Raw genomic sequence first — 18,146 nt, 5'->3', positions numbered from 1 at the left:
TAAGTTTTTACTAAAAATAGCAAAAATATTCCTATTCATAGAAATTGAAAGATTTATTCAACAGTCTTTACTATTATTTTTAGATGTGTAGAATTTAACAGTGCTTATTGATTTTTAATACTTTTTATGATTGTTTATTGATTGATTTAAGGTTTTATAAAATAAAATAAAGTGAAAGAAACTAAATTTTTATAGAATAAATTAGATTAAACTTAATGATTTTAAATATTTATTATTGTTATAATTTTAGTGTTTTATTAAATTTAGTTTTAAAGAGAGTTGTTATGAGAAAAGTTACAGTTGTTAAGCAAATAGGAGCAATAGCTATAATAGCAGGTACTGCTGTTGGAGCTGGGATGTTGGGTATTCCATTTGCTGTAGCGGCGGTAGGCTTTAATTATGCAGTGATAGCTTTGTTTTTAGTTTGGATAATTATGTACTCAACAGCTTTACTAATTGCAGAGGCAAATATTTCTCAGCCATTAGGTACAGATATGGATTCGATTGCTAATAATATACTAGGTAAGTCTGGTAAAATATTAAATTTGGTCTTTTATTTATTGTTGTTATATTCTCTGCTTACAGCATATATTTTTATGGGAGGGCAACTTTTTAAAACATATATACTAAGTTGGTTTGGATTAGAAAATGTTAATTTTGCAAAAGCTATATTTTGCTTAGTTTTTGGCTTTTTCATATATAAAGGTATTCGAGTTGTTTTTAGGGTTAATGAAATATTTTTGAGTTTAAAAATTTTAGCATTTGTTTTATTTGTGGCTTTTATAGCGCCTAATATACAAATCTCGCTTCTAGAAAACAATTCTTTAGGTGTAGAGTATATTTGGTTTGCAATACCTATTCTTGTTACTTCATTTGGCTTTCATATTGTCATTCCAGCAATTAGAAACTATTTCCAAAATGATAAGGTTTTTAAAAGAACTATAGCCGTTGGTGCACTTACACCATTACTTATTTATCTAGTATGGGTGGTGGCTACTTTAGGTACTATAAGCCTATATGGTCAAGGTGGTTTTATTGAACTTAGCATGACAGGAAAAACATTAGCTGCAGCATATAAAAATATAAGTCAGCATAGTTCATTGATATTTATAAAACTATTTGAGAATTTTGCAGTAATTACTTCATTCTTAGGTGTTGCGTTGGCATTATTTTCTTTCAATAGAGATCTCTATAATATTGACATAGAAAAAAAAATAAAGAAAATCATAGTTCTATTTATAACCTTACTACCACCATTAATATTTGCTATGTATTTTGTGAATAGCTTTATAGCAGCCTTAGGCTACGCTAGTATTTTTGTTGCTGTTTTACTGATTGTTCAACCAGCTATGATGGTTTGGGTAATTAGGGCAAAAGAATCAAGAAATGATTTTGTTAGTAAATTGTATTTATTAATAATATTATTTAGTGGCTTAGGTATTATAGGATTGCAATTATTGGTAGCCTTTGATAGATTACCACATATATAATTTCGTTAACTTTTAAATCTTTAAATTATTTCATGAAGAAACCTAGCTTTGATATTAAAAAAAAACCTAACATGGCGAGTAAGCCTGTAAACTATGATAAAAATTCAGATATAGAGAGTTTTAGTGTTGAAAAACTTAATGAATTCTCTGAAGAATTAGTTGAGTTATTTAAGCTTATTCAAGCAGTTAGGTATGATAGAGTAAATTTACAAGAAGAGTATAATCAATATCGTCTAAAGTTAAATAATGATAGGATGAATCTAGAATCTGAGGTTATAAAAATAAAAAAACATTATCATTCTAAGATATCATCTTTGCAGGAAGAATATAATTCGGTAAAATCTAATAATGTTATTGAGCTAACAAAAGTTAGAGAAAACTAATAAATACAAAGTTAGTCGGACAGTCGCGCTTGAGAAAGTGAGGAAAGTCCGGGCTTTACAGAGCAAGATGCCAGATAACATCTGGGGGGCGTGAGCCTACGGAAAGTGCAACAGAAAATATACCGCCTTAATTTTTTAAGGTAAGGGTGAAAAGGTGTGGTAAGAGCGCACCGCACTGGTGGTAACACTCAGTGGCATTGTAAACCCCATCTAAAGCAAGACCAAATAGCGTCACTAATGCGTTGCTCGCGCTGTGACAGGGTAGGTCGCTTGAGTCTGTTGGTGACAGCAGACCTAGATAAATGACTGTCTATTACAGAACCCGGCTTATAGATTAACTTTGTATTTTTTATTTTAAAAAAGTGGGTATTTATGCAAGTTATTGACTCCAAACTTTTAGACAGTGGTGGTCAGATAAGAGATGAGCTCTTAATATCTGAACTTAAAAGTTTTTATAGTGATGATAAGTTTGAGATTATAGCTGCTGCATTGAATCTTCTAAAGACTAAAAATGCTGAGTCAATAAGACATCCTACAGGTATTAATTCTTTTTTATATGCTATTGAGATGGCATATGTATTATTCAAAATTAAGGCAGATGAGGAATCTGTCTCAGCAGGTATACTTTATGAGCTATATAATTTTGGTGATCTTACAGATGAAGAGGTAGAACAAGTAACTAACTCTACAGTTGTTAGAATTTTACAAGGCACACGTAAGATGTCTGCGATTAGAATGTATCGTTCAGATAATATTTCTCTTGAGCAGATTGATACATTCAGAAAAATGCTTCTAACTATAATAGAAGATGTTAGGATAGTGCTAGTTAAGATAGTTGATAAGTTATGTACGATCCGTCATCTAAAATCCCTAAATGATAAGACTCAGCGTGTTATTGCTCGAGAAACATTAGATATATATGCACCTCTGGCAAATAGACTTGGTTTAGGGGCTATAAAGTGGGAGCTTGAAGATAGAGCTTTTTTCTTTTTAGAGCAAGATAAATATAAGGAAATTGCTAAGAGCCTTGGAGTAACTCGTCAACAAAGAGAAAGTTTTTTAAATGATATTATAAGCCAATTAAAATTAGCTTTAAAAAAGTATGGTCTAGATGATGCAATACAGGGACGAGTTAAACATATATATAGCATATATAAAAAGCTAAAAAAGAAAGGGTATAAGAGTCTAGATGACTTATATGATATTACGGCAGTAAGAGTTATAACTCATAATATAGACGAATGTTATAAGGTTTTAGCTGAAGTTAATAACCTTTTTTCTCCAATACCTGAGGAGTTTAGTGATTATATTGCAAATCCTAAGCCAAATGGTTATAAGTCCATACATACTGTTGTACAGTATCAAGATCAAAATATTGAGGTGCAAATTAGAACTTATAAGATGCATGAGGAGTCGGAGTTAGGATTTGCAGCTCATTGGCGTTATAAAGAAGGAGTTAAGTTTGATGCTTCATATGAGGCGAGAGTTGCTTGGTTAAGGTCTCTTCTAGAGTGGGAAAGAGAAATTAATGATGATGATAGTGATATTACTAAAGAGCTTAATAGTAGACTTTATGTATTTACCCCTGCTAATGAATTAATAGATCTTGCAGAAGGCTCAACAGTCCTAGATTTTGCATATTCTGTCCATACTATGGTTGGACACCGTACTAAAGGGGCTAAGTTGAATGGTAAAATAGTTCCATTAACAACTAAGCTAAGTACTGGTGATAAGGTTGAGATTCTAACTCAAAAAGAACCAAATCCTAGTAAAGATTGGGCATCAGAAGCACTTGGGTATTTATCTTCAGCTCGTAATAGATCACGAGTTACTAAATGGTTTAATGAGCAAAATAAAGAAGATAACATAGCTCTTGGTAAGGATAGAATTACGAAAGAACTTAGAGGATATGATCTTAAAGAAGTTGATTTTGTAGAAGTTGCATCTAAATTTAATATGAGAAGTAGTGATAGCTTGTTTGCTGCTATTGAGAGTGGTACTGTAAGGATAAACAGTATTGTTAACCATATTATTGATACATACTCAGCAGAAGAAAAACTTATTAAGAAAAAACCTAAGATCATAAGTGGTAAGCCGAAAGTTTCAAAGGTTTTAGTTTCTGGGTTTGGAGGCATGAAATATGAGTTGGCAAAGTGCTGTCAGCCTATATATCCTGATGAAATACAAGGTTATATGAGTGTCTCAAAAGGAGTTGTGGTTCATACACTAAATTGTCCAAATATGGATCATTTAAAGAAAAAACATCCTGAAAAATTTATAGAAGTAAACTGGGATGAGTAAGATTAAGTACTGATAGAAGTTCTATTACCAAAATTAACGCCAGTATTTTGTGCTTGACCATACCAGCCATTTTTAACAAAGAATGTAACTTCGTTTACAGAGTGGATATCCATTCCACTAGATGTCTGTCCTGCTATACTTAATCTGATCTCTCCTGGTGTAGGTCTTGGTATGTTCCATTGTCCTTTGTCATAACTTGCAGGTATTGTTGAACCATTTACCACGAATAATGGCTTATCAGTAGATGGTATTTCAGGCACAGTAACTATTGGGATATTTTGGTCTTTAGTAAAGATGTTAGCATCTTGTTTAGGAGATATTATTTTGACCTCTAAATCGCTATTTTGATTTTCATCGCCTAAATTTTGCATATTTTTTTCAGCTAAAGCTGAATTTGAGAGTTTTTGTACATCTGATTGACTTATGTTTACTGTTTTTGTATCTGTAACAGCTTTAGGAGTGCTTTGCTTGCCTTCAGGGTTTATAACAGTAGGCTTACCAACTTCTATGATTTTATAATCGACATCGCCACTTGGTTTTGTTTCTGAGAATACAACATTGCCTGTCTCTGAACGCCAAGTATAAACTTGAGATGTTCCATCTTCTGCAAAAACTGTGCTTGAACATGTTACAAGCATCAGGCTTAAGATGGTTTTATTAAAATTTGACATTTATTAAACTTATCGAATAACTTTACCGTTAAGTATATATAAAATTTTGAACAATCAAAAGCATTTGTAAATGAAATTTTATCTGCCAAAGACCTGTTTTCTACTAAAACTAGTATCTTGTGATGAAGTTATAGTTTGATGATCTTTTGTGCTACCTCTAACAGCTATACTAACTGGGCCTGGATTAGGTCTATTAACTTTCCATACACCATTTTCGAAGTGAGCAGGGGTGGGTATTCCATTTAAAATAAAAATTGGATGATCTTCAGCTGTAAGAGTAGGGCTTAGAACTATAGAAAGCTTTTCATTATGTATAAATCTACTTTCTCCGTTTGCTGGGGAAATTATTTTTACATTTAAAGTGCCTTTCGGTTTATTGTCGTTTCTAGAAGTAGGGTTCTCTTGCTCTTTGATGTATAAATTATTCTGTTTAAGAGAAGTTAGTTGTTCTTCTGCTGGAGATTTTGATTGAACTTCATTTTTAAAATGTACCCCAACTTCTTCATATTCGTGTTCGAAAATAGGCGCGGTTTGCGAAAAAACAGTACTGCCATCTTTTGCTTTCCAAGTGTAAATGTTACTACTTGCATAACTAGTTGAGACAGCTACTAAACTAGCTAATATTAAAATTAAAACAATTCTAGACTTAAAATAGCTCATTATATTTTTTAATTTTTTAAAGCTTTATATTTATGATTATATATGTTTTTATATTAAAATCTATGATACGAGTTTTTGAAAGTATTGGAGAAATATGGTTACTTTAGATTATGTGATTTATGATTGTATTGCAAATGTTTGCTTGCTTGGTTTTGCGTTTTTAGCTTTTAGAAATATTAGATTTGCTTGGGTTTTAGTATTAGCTAGCTTAGCAATAAAGGTATTTGTTTATGGCAAATATGGTTTATCTAGCTCTTTTATTTACTTGTCTGCGCAGATATTTATGGCAGTATTTGCTGGGGTTGTTTGGCTTAGAGAGCCTGCTTATATAAAACCAACTAAGCAAAAAGTGTTATTAGGCTTATCAACATCTTTACTTGTTTTAGTTATATGGATTGGACTTATGTATAAGTATATCAATCCATCAATACTTAATTATGATATGTTGTTTGGTTTTGATTATTTATGTTATATGTTGTTTGTTATTGGGTCTATTTTAGTAGCATTTAGAATATCTGTAGGTTTATTATTTATCGCAGTCGTATTTATTAGCTATGCAGTTAGTTATGGTAACTCGGCTGTTATTATCAAATCAGCACCAGAATACATTCAGGCCTTTTCCCCGTATTATTGGGTATCTGCTATTACTTTATTTATTGCAGGTATTTTACTTGTTGCCTCTTATACAAATATAAAGAGAAACAGAGGCTTATAAACTGTAAATGTCAAATCTGTTGGTTTTTCCTTTAAGCTGTGATGAAGGTTTTTTATCATAAAGGAATTCTGCATATATAGGTCTTTTAACGATTACTTTTTTAGTCTTCTTGGTTTCTAGGATATTTTTCAAAAGTTGTGAGTTAAGATTTTCATTATTAAAAGCTATTTGGTGTAGTATTTGCATATCTTGTTTAACTTTTGCACTTTTTTTGCGAGGAGGAAACATTGGATCAACATATATACAGTCAAATATTTGCTCTGTATTTAATATATACTCATTGCTATCTAAATTTAGTAAAGTGATATTTTTAACTATGTGTGATATTGAGTCAATATTTGCCGCTCTATGTAAAGCATCGCAAAGAAGTAAATATATATAAATATCTTTTTCTATAGATGTAACTATATGACCTCTGGATGCTAATGTAAAAGTATCTCTACCAAGTCCAGCAGTTGTATCTAAAATCTGTAGTTTTTCTTTAGATCGACCTTCTACAGACTGAATAACACTGCATTTTTTTGACTTAGGATCTATTCTGCTAAGGATCTCAGAGCTATTAAAATCAATAAAAAGTTCTTGGTTATTATTTGCAAGCTTCAATATGTTATTATCATAATACAAAAATTTTTCAGTTTGTGACTGAGTATATTCAAAACTATTGCTTGTAAGCTTAGTAATATGATTTTTTGTTTCTTGGTCAAGAATATTTACGGTCATTATTTTTTCTTTGCGCGAGGGTGAGAGTTATCAAAAACATCTACTAACTGTTGGAAATTTAGATGAGTATAAATTTGTGTACTAGATATATCTGCATGACCTAATAAATCTTTTACAGCAAGTAAATCTTTGGATGAGTCCAGAACATGGCTAGCAAAAGAGTGTCTAAGCATATGTGGATGTATATGTTTAGTAGCATATTTTTGAGCAAATATTTCTAGTCTTTTCTGAATAGATCTATTCGTGAGATGAGTGCCTATTTGAGAAATAAAAAGATAGTTGGACTGAGGAGAGAAAGAATCTCTAATATCAAGCCATCTTTTTAAGTTTCCTAATGTTTTAGATCCAAAATAAACTATTCTTTCTTTATTACCTTTACCTGTGACTCTGATACTTTTTTTGGATATGTTGATATCGTTTATTTGAATTGTAGATAGTTCGCTAAGACGAATTCCACAGCTATATAGAAGATCAAAACTGGCAATATCTCTAGCCTCAATGTCATTATAAGGTTTTATCTCAAGTAAATATGCTAATTCATCTATGTTAATCGCTTTGGGGAGTTTTTTTTCTCCTTTAGGGGCTTTTATGCCTATAGTTGGATTTATCGATACTATTTCATTGTTTAATAAAAAATTAAAAAAGCTTCTGATAGAGCTTATTTTACGTTGTATGGTTTTAGTCGAATTTCCTTGGGCATGAAGTTTCTTTATCCACATTGAAACATCACTGCGATTTAAGCTTGTTAGAGATTTCTGCTCTAAAGAGTTATTTAGTTGTATTAAGTCTCTTTTGTAGTTGTCAATAGTTTCTTTAGAGTAGTTTTTAATATGTAAAAGATCATTTAGAAAGTTGTCTATATGTTCTAGGTTTTGCATTTTAGAGCACGACACATAAGATAACTATCACACCAGAGGTGAAAGAAATTAACCATAAGCTTTTATATCTGGATATTTTATAGTTAAAAGTTTCTCCAAGGCTATTCATTTTAAATGCCATAAGCGAAGGCATTATCATTAAAAGTACAGCAATTGATAAACCAACACATGTCATAGCATATATAAATATATTAGGATCAAGTTGATTTATGATTAGCGGTATAGCAAAAGTTAGAAGGGTTGCTATTGAGTAGCCAATAATTTTCTTTGTCTTATATAACTTGTAGGTATCAAGATTAAAATGAAACAAAGATAAGTTAACGCTTAAGAAAGAAGTCATAATCGCAACATATGTAAATATATGTAATACAGCTGATGTAACAGGTGTTTTAACTTTATCTCCCAGAGCTGTTAGTATATCTCCAATATTAGCTTTATCTACAGGAATATGGTTAAATATTGAGTCCATAAAGCTTACAGGGCCATGCAAAGGTAGTACCCCTAAAATTGTAGAAACCCAAATTATATATAGTATAAGAGGAATTATGCTTCCTATTATAATAACTCTTTTCATATCTATAGAGTTCTTGCCAAGATAATCTGACAAAGCAGGTACTATAATGTGAGAAGTGAAGGAGGTCGTGAAAACAGGTATTGCAATAACAAGCGATACTCCAAGATCAACTGGATTCACAAATAGATTTTTTGTTTCTATATATTTATTAAAAACAACACATAATATTACTAATACGAGTATTTTTAGGATTATAAAAAACCTATTGGCGTAGTCAACAAACCTTGTCCCTAAGACAACAATACTTCCAAATATAATTACAAAAAATAAAGAAGATATATTTTCATTAATATTTGGAAATGTTGTTGATAAAGATGATGCTGCTGCTGAGATGTAAGCAGTACTTATAAAATACATTAGTACAAGGAATGCTATACTAGCAACAACTCCACCAGCTTTGCCAAGGTATTTTTCAGCTATTGTTTTAAAGCTGCTACCATAAGGCATAGAGCAAGAAATATCTGATATGACAACTGCTGTATAAGTCATTATACTCCATACGATAATTATGAGTATGGAGCCAATTACAAAACCAAGTTTTGCCGTGATTATAGGTAAAGCTAAAATACCGCCACCAATCATAGTACCGACGATAATCATTATAGATCCTAGAATCTTAATAAAACTGTTTTGAGAATCATTCATTAGTAAGTATTCTTTGTTTATTAGTGAGTAGATTGCTCAGTTTGTTGAGCTTTTTTTTGCATATAAATGGCATCAAAATTAATAGGGGCTAGATTTAGAGGTAAGAATCCACCCTTCATAATAGAAGAGTCAAGAACTCTTTTAGCATAAGGGAATAGTGTATTTGCACAATATGTATTAAGCACAGATTCAACCTGATCTTCTGACATGCCAGTTATTGTAAATATACCAGCTTGAGTAACTTCAACTATATATACATTTGCATTATTATTCTTTGTCGTTACAGTAATTGTTAGATCAAGCTCATAATTTTCTTCATTAATTTTTTTAGTATCTATATCAATGTTGAAATCAGAGTTTGGATTCCATTGATCTTTAAAGCATTCTGGTGAATTAATAGTTTCAAGAGAAGTATCTTTTGTGTAAACTTTTTGAATTAAAAATGAAGGTTGATTTTCATTATTTTGCATAACTTTTTCCTAGAAATTTATAAATATATATCTTGGAAATTATAGCAAATTAGAAAAGCTTATGTAATAAATTAAGAATTTTTTAGTTCAAAAAGAATATTTAGTGCTTCAATAGGAGTTATGCTATTAATATCAATACTTTTAATTTTCTCTTCTAAAGAATTCTGTTCTTTTGCATTTTCAAAGTCTAAAGAAGATTGAACTTGATTGATTTCTTTTATAATTGGCTGCTTGTTTTCAAGCTTGTGTAAGTTCTGTTGGGCAGATTTTAACACATCTGAAGGAATGCCTGCTAATTTGGCAACTTGTATACCATAAGATTTCTTGGCAGCTCCTTCTACAGCCTTATGCATAAAGTAGATATTATCTTTATATTCTTTAGCTTCAAAGTGGATATTTTTAATATTTGAGTATCTATTTATAAGTTCGGTAAGTTCAAAATAATGAGTTGCGAAGAGTGTAAAAGCTCCTATTTTAGCGAATTTTTCAGCACAAGCTTCGGCTAATGATAAACCATCAAAAGTGCTAGTTCCCCTACCTATTTCATCCATTATAACTAAAGAATTGCTGGAAGCATTATTAAGGATGTATGCTGTTTCAGTCATTTCAACCATAAATGTGGATCTGCCGCTTGAGATATCATCTGATGCACCTATCCTTGTATAGATGGTGTCAATATCACAGATATTTGCATAGCTTGCAGGTACAAAAGAACCAAGATGTGCTAAAAATATTAACTGAGCAACTTGGCGCATATATGTTGATTTACCACCCATATTTGGACCAGTGATTATTTCAAGTGTATGAGTATCTTTTGTTAGAGATGTGTTGTTTGGAATAAACGGTTCATCAATATTCTGTTCTATAGCAAGGTGACGAACTTCTTTAAGATCTAGCTTTCCATTATTATTAAAATTTGGTTGTTTGAGGTTTAGTTTTATAGCTCTTTCAGCAAAATTAGCTAGAACGTCTATTTGAGCAATGTTTTCAGCAGTTTGTTGGATTTGACTATAGTACTCAAGCACTTTTTTCAAAAGAGAGTCATAGATTAACTTTTCTCTAGCTAGTGCTTTTTCTTTTGATGATAGAACCTTATCCTCAAAAATTTTTAATTCTTCTGTGATATAACGTTCACTAGCTTTTAATGTTTGTCTTCTGGTATATTCAGTGGGAACTTGGTTAGCGTATTGTTTAGATAGCTCTATATAGTATCCATGTACACGATTGTAGCCAACTTTTAAGGTGCTTATGCCAGTTTTTTTCTTTTGTGATTGCTCAAAATTTAATAAGAAATCATAAGAATTGTCTTTTATGCTTTTCAGTTCATCAAGTTCTTTATCAAAACCTTCTTTAATAACACCACCATCTCGAATAGTTACAGGAGGATTTTCTATAATAGCTTTATCTAGTAGTTCAACAAGCTCATCAAGCTGATAGATACCATTATTCAATGTTTGTATTTCATTGGTTTCTTTTTCCGTTAAGAGTTTTTTAAGTTTTGGAAGTTGTTCTAATGAGTCCTGAAGTGAAACTAGATCTTTAGGCTTTACAGTTCCTAATGCGACACGAGAAATTATTCTTTCAATATCGCTGATATAATTAAGAACCTCTTGTAGCTTCAAGAAATGATGATTTTCTTTGAAATTATTTATAATGTTATGGCGTAGGGATATTTTATCTAAATTTTTTGTAGGGTTTTTAAAGTATCTTCTTAGTAATCTGCTGCCAAGACTTGTTTTACATTTATCAATAATGCTTAATAAACTGCTTTTTGAATTATTATCTAGTTCAAGATTTACTCGACTATTTACATCTATATTAAGTATTTGTTCATCCTCATTAGAGCTAACATTTGTAATATGTCTAGGAGTATTTTTCAGTGTTGTAGCAAGATATCCTAATATTGAGCCAATTGAGATTATTTGTTCAGATTTATATTGTTTTAAAATATTTGTTGCTAAGCTTAAATCAAGAGAGTCTGAGATATGTTTTTTTGTTTCAAAACTGCTAAAGAACCACTCTTCAAGAACTTTGATTGGTTTTTCAAAGATATTTTGTTCCTTAAGGTTATTGCAGTTTGTAATAATTTCTTGAGGAGAAAGTTTTAAGACTTCGTTTTTTAATTCTATTAAATTATTTATTTTATTTAATAAGTATATTTTTCCTTGAGTGTAGCTAGTATATGCTAGGTAGTATTTATCATTTTTTACAAAGATGCTTAATAGGATACTGTCAGAATTAGTGTCTAAAAAAGCTTCTTCAGAAACTGTTGCAGGGGTTATTATTCGTACAACTTGTCTTTCAACAGGTCCTTTTGAGCTATTCGGGTCACCTATCTGCTCGCATATTGCTATTGAAAGCCCTTTTTTGACAATCTTGGCAATATAATTCTCAGCTGCATGATAGGGAACGCCAGCCATTGGTATTGGATCACCATTAGATTTGCCTCGAGCTGTAAGAGTTATGTCTAAAAGTTCGGCAGCTTTTTTAGCGTCATCAAAAAATAACTCATAAAAATCTCCCATACGATAAAATAATAGTATATCTTGGTATTGAGCTTTAATTTTTAGATACTGTTGAATCATAGGGGTATGATGAGAAATATCTTGCATAAAATTTGTTTAGAATCTTTTTTATGAGAGTGATTATATTATAAATACTCCATATAACAAACTTTGAAAATCATTCACTGTTATCTTTTTTATTTTATCAAAATACTTTAGAATATCATGTAGCTATTTTTATGAATTGATTTGCATTTTTGAAAGGAGAAAATAGAAAATGAATTATTTAGACTTTGAGTCAAAAATTAAGGAAGTTGAGGATAAGATTACATCTCTATCTCATGTTTTTGAAGATGAGAAGACGGAAGAGGAGCTTAAAAAGTTAAGTAAAAAGAGACTTGAGCTTATGGAGTCAACTTATTCTAAGCTTACTGATTGGCAAGTGGTACAGTTATCACGTCACCCAGATAGACCGTATTTTAAAGATCTTTTACCTTTGATCTTTACTGATTTTCAAGAGCTTCATGGAGATAGAGCTTTTGGCGATGATTTAGCTGTTATTGGTGGTCTTGCAAAACTCAATAATGTTTCAGTGATGGTTATAGGTCAAGAAAAAGGCCGTGATACTAAAAGTAAAATTAAACATAATTTTGGCATGATGCATCCAGAAGGGTATCGTAAAGCTTTACGTTTAATGAAGTTAGCTGAGAAATTTAATTTGCCTGTTGTAACTTTTATCGATACTCCAGGTGCTTATCCAGGTATTAAAGCAGAAGAGCGTGGTCAAAGTGAAGCTATTGCAAGAAACCTTTTTGAAATGAGTGCGCTAAAAGTTCCTGTAGTTTGTACAGTTATTGGTGAAGGATGCTCTGGTGGTGCCTTAGGTATAGGTGTTGGTGATAAACTACTTATGCTTCAATATAGTTATTTTGCGACAATTTCTCCAGAAGGTTGTGCTTCAATTCTTCATAAAACAGCAGAGAAAGCTTCAGAAGTAACTCAGATGATGAATATAACTTCCGATCGTTTAAAAGAGCTTGAAATAGTTGATGGTATTATTTCAGAACCTTTAGGCGGAGCTCATAGAGATTATGAGTCGACAGCTACAAATATAAGAAAAGCTTTAGCAGCGGAGTTAAAAGTGTTATCTAACATGACGGTTGAAGAAAGAAACTCTAAAAGATACGATAAGTTAATGTCTTTTGGTAGATTCAAGGAGGCTTAATCTAATAATTTTAAAGTAATTTTATGAACTTGCAGACAACAAAATTACAGGCAGGGTTTGGTATAGTAGAATCAATGCTTGCCGCGCTAATTTTGTTGTTTGTTTTATCATCTGGTTTTCTCCTTCTAAATAGTGTCTTAGTAAATATAACCCTTGAAAATAAAAAAGATGAAATAGCTACAATTCTTGATGAGAGAGTTAATATCTATCGTCTTACGGGAGTTTTTGATGATTCTAAAACAGCTGATGGTATAGAGTTTAAGAAAACAGTTGTTTTAGAAAAGGAAAAACAAATAGAAGTCACAGATAAAGAAAAAGAACCTGTGGATAGATTTAATTCACTAAGTGTTGCTGATATCAAAAAAATAGCCGAAAGAGCTGATAAAAAAGAGCAAAAGAAAGCTAGTAGTAATGTCAAAGTTATCTATAAGTTGATTAATGTCGCTGCTTTTGACGATACTATGGGTGTCGCTGATAGAGTTAAAATTATACAGCGAGAGGTAAAACAAAGTGATGATACGCAAGAGTAGTAAATATTCCGGATTTACCTTGCCAGAGCTAATGGTCGCAATGGTTATAGCAGCTATAGTAATGTCAATGGCTTTAGGCATTTATATAAATATGAAGCAGCAGTATACAAAGCTTAATGGTAGACACAGAATAAACTCTGATCAATTAATGGTTAAGCAAATCTTTTATAATGCTATAGGGCATGCTGGATTTATTACAAAATATGGAGACCTTTATCAACATTTTGTGGATAACTCAGGGGATAACCTTGAAGATATCTTTGGTAAAATGGGTGTTATCACTATAGGTAAAGCACCTCTTGAGGGAGTTTCAAGTTTGCCTCAAGGTTTGACTTTAGCTTCTGATCTTTGTCAACAAAAAAAAGATGATCAAGAAAAGCTAAAAAGTATGAATATTAACGAAGATATAAAATGTGTTCAACCTAGTACCGATTATCTTGTAATTCAACGAAGTAGTTTAAATTCGAGTTTAAAGACAAATTCTTCTAATAATATATTTAAAGTTAATAATTTTCAGAAAGATGTCTTGCCAGAGAGAGATATTTCAATAGATGATTATTTGGTGTTATGCAATGCTTCTGAATGTGATCTTGTCAAAGCTGGGGCTATAACAGGAGATTTTGTATCAACAACGACTCGTGTAGAAGATAAGTTTAAAGAGGGAGATTATGTAGGCAAGTATGTTCTAGAAATTTTCTTTGTTGCAGCTAATGGTAAAAAAGATAAAGATGGTAAAGAGCTTTACTCACTATATGAGTACATAAAACAAAATTCAAATGACTCATCAATATATGAGTTGATAAATGATGTTAGTGATTTAAAAATTGAATATGTATTAAATTCTGACATACATAAAGGCAGTGCTGAATTAAATTGGCAAAAAATAGAAAAAGATCCTGTTAACGTAAGAAGTGATAAAATTGCAGCATTAAAGGTTTCTTTTAAAGTTTCTGGTCAATCAACAAGCAAAATATTTTTAATAGGAGATGCTTAGGTGTTAAAGGAATATAAGAACTTTAGCTCTAGAGAGTCAGGATCGGCATTATTAATGGCATTAATATTTTCATTTGTTGTAATGGTGATGCTAACAGGTCTTTTATATTCTTTTAAAATGGGATTACTTACTACTAAAAGTATTATCAAAAATAGTAATGAGAAGGTTCTAGGAGAAACCTATATCCTAAATGCCAAAAATGATATAAATTTTACAAAATCAGGTGAATTTCAAATAGCAGATAGTAAATTTGAGATAATTGTTAATGATGATAATATATCTTCATTTTTTCCAAATAGTAATAATGCTGAGCTTTTTCAATCGCAAGAATACAATAGCTATAATGTTATATATAAAGCATTTAACTTAGGAGCAGCTGTAGATCTTAAAGAAAGAATTATTTATAACGCACTAAGTGCTAATCTTTATCAAAATTTTGGCGGAGAGTATGTTGCTATCAATGTACCAATGATAAATACGGCAGCGATTACTGATTATAGATCTAGAGTATATCGCTTAGCTGATGATGGAACATTGAAAGATACCTCTAAAGGTTTTATTGGTTTTATACAAAAACAAAATAAGCAGATAAATATATTTACAAAGAATGCTAAAATAGGTGTTGCTATTCCAGACTCCATGGGAGTTAACTATAAGGTTAAGGTTGGCTGGAATTTAGAAAAAGGCCAATGGAGTGTGTATTTGCTTCTATATGATACTGATAAATTGTTTACAACACATTTTTTACTAGACGATATCTTAAATGAAGATGTTAAAGGATTAGCACCAGAAAACGAAGAGTTAGGAAACGATATCGGTCAATGGAAGGCTGTTATTCAGGGTGGCTCTAGATCAGGATCTTCAGGTGGTCAGTTTCTTAAAGATAATATTTTTGATGTAGTATGGTATTTTGATGAGGGTGATGAGCCTCCTCAACTTATGTTAATAAGAAAAGCGGATAAAAAGAAAGGTAATAGAGAAGTATTAGAGGTATATTATTCAACTCCGTTAAGAACAAGTGATAATTACACTCTTAAACTAGCTGATAAATTAGAATTTAAGACAAAATTAAGTGATGAGAACGTTAAACTTTTAGTTCCTGATACTGCTAATAATTTAGATGCAAATATGGTGCTTATTTTTCATCCAAATAATCAAAGTAAAACTCTTATGGGAGTAAGTGATTTTAATTATAATGGCGATCATAGGATAGGTAAGAGCTTAGATACTTATATTGATGGTGAAACATTTGGTAGGCCAGTCATAATTTCGAAAAATGAAGATTCTATGTATATTATAACATTTGAACCAAAGAAGATTCATAGGTATGAGTATGTTAAAGGTTATGGTGGTTTTGAGACTTTAGATTATGGTTCTAATGGCATAGAAAAAGAATTTGATTTTGGTGGTAGCGATGATGATATTATAGTAGGGTCAACAAACCCCGATGAGGATAAACAATCTGGTGATATAATTCAATTAATAGTGCCAAAATTTGGCTATTTATTTGTTTTTACAAATAGTAAAGTGATGCAGTTAAATTATGATTTAGATATACTTCAGGAGGTTGGTTTTAGTGATTTTGAGGCTCCTCAAATTTTAGCTGATTTTGATGCTGTAAAAGATACTATTAATAAAATATATATCCAAGCAAATGCTTTAGATTTAAAAGTACAAGAGATTAGAGATAGTCTTGGTGATGAGGATGAACCTAGTGATGAGAATGAAGTTGATGATCAGTTTCAAACTCAGACTGGTAGTTCTAAAAATGCTAAAAATAATGAAAATGATAAGGATGAAAGTGAAGATATTGTTAGTGATCCTGTATATCTAGATGGCAAATATCTTTATCCATTAGGAATAGTCAAAAAGGTAGTATTATGAGTATATTAGATAATGTAAATACTGAAAAAAGAAATGAGAAAAGTTTTAAGCTTGATTCAATGTCTATTTCAGAGTCTGTAACTTTAATGATAGAGGAAGAATATAATGTTATAGAAGCTTTGAAGGAGCAGCATGAAAATATAGTGAAAGTGATTACTAAGACTTCACAAGCTCTAAAGAATGGTGGAAGGATAATATATGTTGGAGCTGGGACTAGTGGTCGTCTGGGTATCTTAGATGCTGTAGAGTGTCCTCCAACATTTAGTGTTGATTACAATACAGTTGTGGGGCTTATCGCAGGAGGTGAGAAGGCTTTTATTCAAGCTCAAGAGGGCGCTGAAGATAACCCTAGCTTTGGTGAAAAAGATTTAAAACAAATAGATTTAACAGCTAAGGATATTGTTATTGGGATAGCTGCTAGTGGAAGAACTCCTTATGTGATTGGTGCATTAGAGTATGCTAATTCTATTTGTGCTGAAACAGTCGCAATCAGTTGTACTAAGCAGGCAAAAATATCAAAATATGCAAAATTACATATAGAGGCTGTTCCAGGCCCAGAAGTTTTAACTGGTTCAACAAGATTAAAGGCCGGAACCACACAAAAACTTATTTTAAATATGATATCAACACTATCTATGGTATCTATTGGTAAGGTTTATCAAAACTTAATGGTAGATGTTAAGCCTACAAATGAAAAGTTAGTTGAGCGTTCAAAACTAATAATATGCGAGGCTACAGGTGTTGATTATGATACAGCACAAGTTTTTTATGAAAAATCTAACAAATCAGTTAAATTAGCTATAGTTATGATATTAAATGATTGTGATTATAATCAAGCTTTGGCAATATTAAAGAACAATAATAATTTTATAAAAAGCTAAAACGATGAGATTATTAGTATTATTTATAAGTGTTTTAATGAGTTTAACTGCATATTCAGCTGTTTATCAAACAGAAGAAAATGGCGTGCCAGATTTTTCTAATATTAAATCTAAAGATTCTAAAGAACTTAATCTAAAAAATGCCCCTGTATCTGTTGTAAATATGAATAATGTTTCTAATGATTTATATAGACAATATAGTTACAATCAGCAACAGCCAGATTATTATATACCAAGGGGTCAAGATACTCTCCAATCATCTTTTCCAGAGAGATATACAGACAATTATTATGACTTTTATGGGCGGAATCACCACTATGAAAGTTTAATGTCTTCAACCGAAAGCTTTCAAAACTATGGATATAATGGTGCTAATAACTCAAGGTTAGTAAATAATTATTGATCAAGTTTTGCTTATTCAAACTTCACTGATCCGTTTGGCTTTATTTAATCTTATAAAAGCTTTTGTTAAATTATTTTAAAATATCTTTTACAAGAGAAACTATTATGAAAAAAATATTTTTATTTATTGCTATATTTTTAATGGGGCTGTCCTAGATAACTAAGTTATGTTAGGATGGTTTTGATGAGAAAAAGTAGATTAAGTTCATACAAACAAGA

General features: G+C 31.1%; 17 protein-coding genes and 1 other RNA gene. 11 read left to right on the top strand and 7 right to left on the bottom strand.

What is annotated here, in order from left to right; all coding sequences use genetic code 11:
• The first annotated feature begins 284 nt into the window (after positions 1 to 284).
• From R8535_RS09130 to R8535_RS09115, 4 genes are all read left to right on the top strand, one after another.
• On the top strand, positions 285 to 1,490 hold the full coding sequence (locus R8535_RS09130) for an amino acid permease (protein WP_329498558.1): 1,206 nt from the start codon (positions 285 to 287) through the stop codon (positions 1,488 to 1,490).
• A 32-nt stretch (positions 1,491 to 1,522) separates the two neighbouring features.
• Complete coding sequence (locus R8535_RS09125; RefSeq protein WP_329498556.1) at positions 1,523 to 1,873, top strand: hypothetical protein; 351 nt, start codon at positions 1,523 to 1,525, stop codon at positions 1,871 to 1,873.
• 7 nt (positions 1,874 to 1,880) lie between these two features.
• Positions 1,881 to 2,219: RNase P RNA component class A (gene rnpB, locus R8535_RS09120), an RNA gene on the top strand.
• A 26-nt stretch (positions 2,220 to 2,245) separates the two neighbouring features.
• The gene (locus R8535_RS09115) at positions 2,246 to 4,174 is read left to right on the top strand and encodes a RelA/SpoT family protein (RefSeq protein WP_329498554.1); all 1,929 of its coding nucleotides are present in this window, start codon (positions 2,246 to 2,248) and stop codon (positions 4,172 to 4,174) included.
• Positions 4,175 to 4,176: 2 nt separating this feature from the next.
• Here R8535_RS09115 and R8535_RS09110 read toward each other — a convergent pair whose 3' ends face one another.
• Both R8535_RS09110 and R8535_RS09105 read right to left on the bottom strand, forming a co-directional pair.
• Positions 4,177 to 4,845: a DUF4124 domain-containing protein gene (locus R8535_RS09110; protein WP_329498552.1), complete on the bottom strand. Its 669-nt coding sequence runs from the start codon at positions 4,843 to 4,845 to the stop codon at positions 4,177 to 4,179.
• Between the two features lie 78 nt (positions 4,846 to 4,923).
• Positions 4,924 to 5,505: a DUF4124 domain-containing protein gene (locus tag R8535_RS09105; protein WP_329498551.1), complete on the bottom strand. Its 582-nt coding sequence runs from the start codon at positions 5,503 to 5,505 to the stop codon at positions 4,924 to 4,926.
• A gap of 94 nt (positions 5,506 to 5,599) precedes the next feature.
• Between R8535_RS09105 and R8535_RS09100 the strand changes: the two genes are divergently transcribed.
• Entirely contained in the window at positions 5,600 to 6,220 is a 621-nt protein-coding gene (locus R8535_RS09100) for a hypothetical protein (RefSeq protein ID WP_329498550.1), read from the top strand.
• On the opposite strand, the gene R8535_RS09095 is transcribed toward R8535_RS09100, so the two are convergent.
• The 5 genes from R8535_RS09095 to mutS form a co-directional block, all read right to left on the bottom strand.
• Entirely contained in the window at positions 6,215 to 6,940 is a 726-nt protein-coding gene (locus R8535_RS09095) for a class I SAM-dependent methyltransferase (protein ID WP_329498549.1), read from the bottom strand. The two genes, R8535_RS09100 and R8535_RS09095, sit on opposite strands and share 6 nt — an antisense overlap.
• Positions 6,940 to 7,818, bottom strand: a complete 879-nt coding sequence (gene xerA / locus R8535_RS09090; RefSeq protein WP_329498562.1) for a site-specific tyrosine recombinase/integron integrase — start codon at positions 7,816 to 7,818, stop codon at positions 6,940 to 6,942. Before xerA ends, R8535_RS09095 begins: the two co-directional genes overlap by 1 nt.
• A gap of 1 nt (position 7,819) precedes the next feature.
• Entirely contained in the window at positions 7,820 to 9,037 is a 1,218-nt protein-coding gene (locus R8535_RS09085; protein WP_329498547.1) for an amino acid permease, read from the bottom strand.
• A 20-nt stretch (positions 9,038 to 9,057) separates the two neighbouring features.
• Entirely contained in the window at positions 9,058 to 9,507 is a 450-nt protein-coding gene (secB, locus tag R8535_RS09080) for a protein-export chaperone SecB (RefSeq protein ID WP_329498545.1), read from the bottom strand.
• Between the two features lie 71 nt (positions 9,508 to 9,578).
• Entirely contained in the window at positions 9,579 to 12,119 is a 2,541-nt protein-coding gene (mutS, locus tag R8535_RS09075; RefSeq protein ID WP_329498543.1) for a DNA mismatch repair protein MutS, read from the bottom strand.
• Positions 12,120 to 12,288: 169 nt separating this feature from the next.
• Here mutS and R8535_RS09070 point away from each other — a divergent pair, with 169 nt between their 5' ends.
• From R8535_RS09070 to R8535_RS09045, 6 genes are read left to right on the top strand one after another with little or no spacing between them, the layout of a single operon-like run.
• Positions 12,289 to 13,236: an acetyl-CoA carboxylase carboxyltransferase subunit alpha gene (locus R8535_RS09070; protein ID WP_329498540.1), complete on the top strand. Its 948-nt coding sequence runs from the start codon at positions 12,289 to 12,291 to the stop codon at positions 13,234 to 13,236.
• A 23-nt stretch (positions 13,237 to 13,259) separates the two neighbouring features.
• A complete protein-coding gene (locus R8535_RS09065) occupies positions 13,260 to 13,766 on the top strand; it encodes a pilus assembly protein (RefSeq protein WP_329498538.1) in 507 nt (168 codons plus the stop codon).
• Complete coding sequence (locus R8535_RS09060) at positions 13,750 to 14,760, top strand: PilW family protein (RefSeq protein WP_442902176.1); 1,011 nt, start codon at positions 13,750 to 13,752, stop codon at positions 14,758 to 14,760. Before R8535_RS09065 ends, R8535_RS09060 begins: the two co-directional genes overlap by 17 nt.
• A gap of 54 nt (positions 14,761 to 14,814) precedes the next feature.
• The gene (locus tag R8535_RS09055; protein WP_329498560.1) at positions 14,815 to 16,644 is read left to right on the top strand and encodes a hypothetical protein; all 1,830 of its coding nucleotides are present in this window, start codon (positions 14,815 to 14,817) and stop codon (positions 16,642 to 16,644) included.
• Positions 16,641 to 17,525, top strand: coding sequence for an N-acetylmuramic acid 6-phosphate etherase (murQ, locus tag R8535_RS09050; RefSeq protein WP_329498535.1), 885 nt, complete (start codon positions 16,641 to 16,643; stop codon positions 17,523 to 17,525). The genes R8535_RS09055 and murQ overlap by 4 nt, the downstream gene beginning before the upstream one ends.
• A gap of 37 nt (positions 17,526 to 17,562) precedes the next feature.
• Positions 17,563 to 17,928 carry a hypothetical protein gene (locus R8535_RS09045; protein ID WP_329498533.1) on the top strand — a complete coding sequence of 122 codons (366 nt, stop codon included), beginning with the start codon at positions 17,563 to 17,565 and terminating at the stop codon, positions 17,926 to 17,928.
• Positions 17,929 to 18,146: the final 218 nt, after the last annotated feature.

It is taken from the genome of Francisella sp. 19S2-4 (assembly GCF_036281795.1).
GTDB lineage: Bacteria > Pseudomonadota > Gammaproteobacteria > Francisellales > Francisellaceae > Francisella.
The sequence above is the reverse complement of the archived record's forward strand: the minus strand, read 5'-3'. Positions and strand labels throughout refer to the sequence as shown.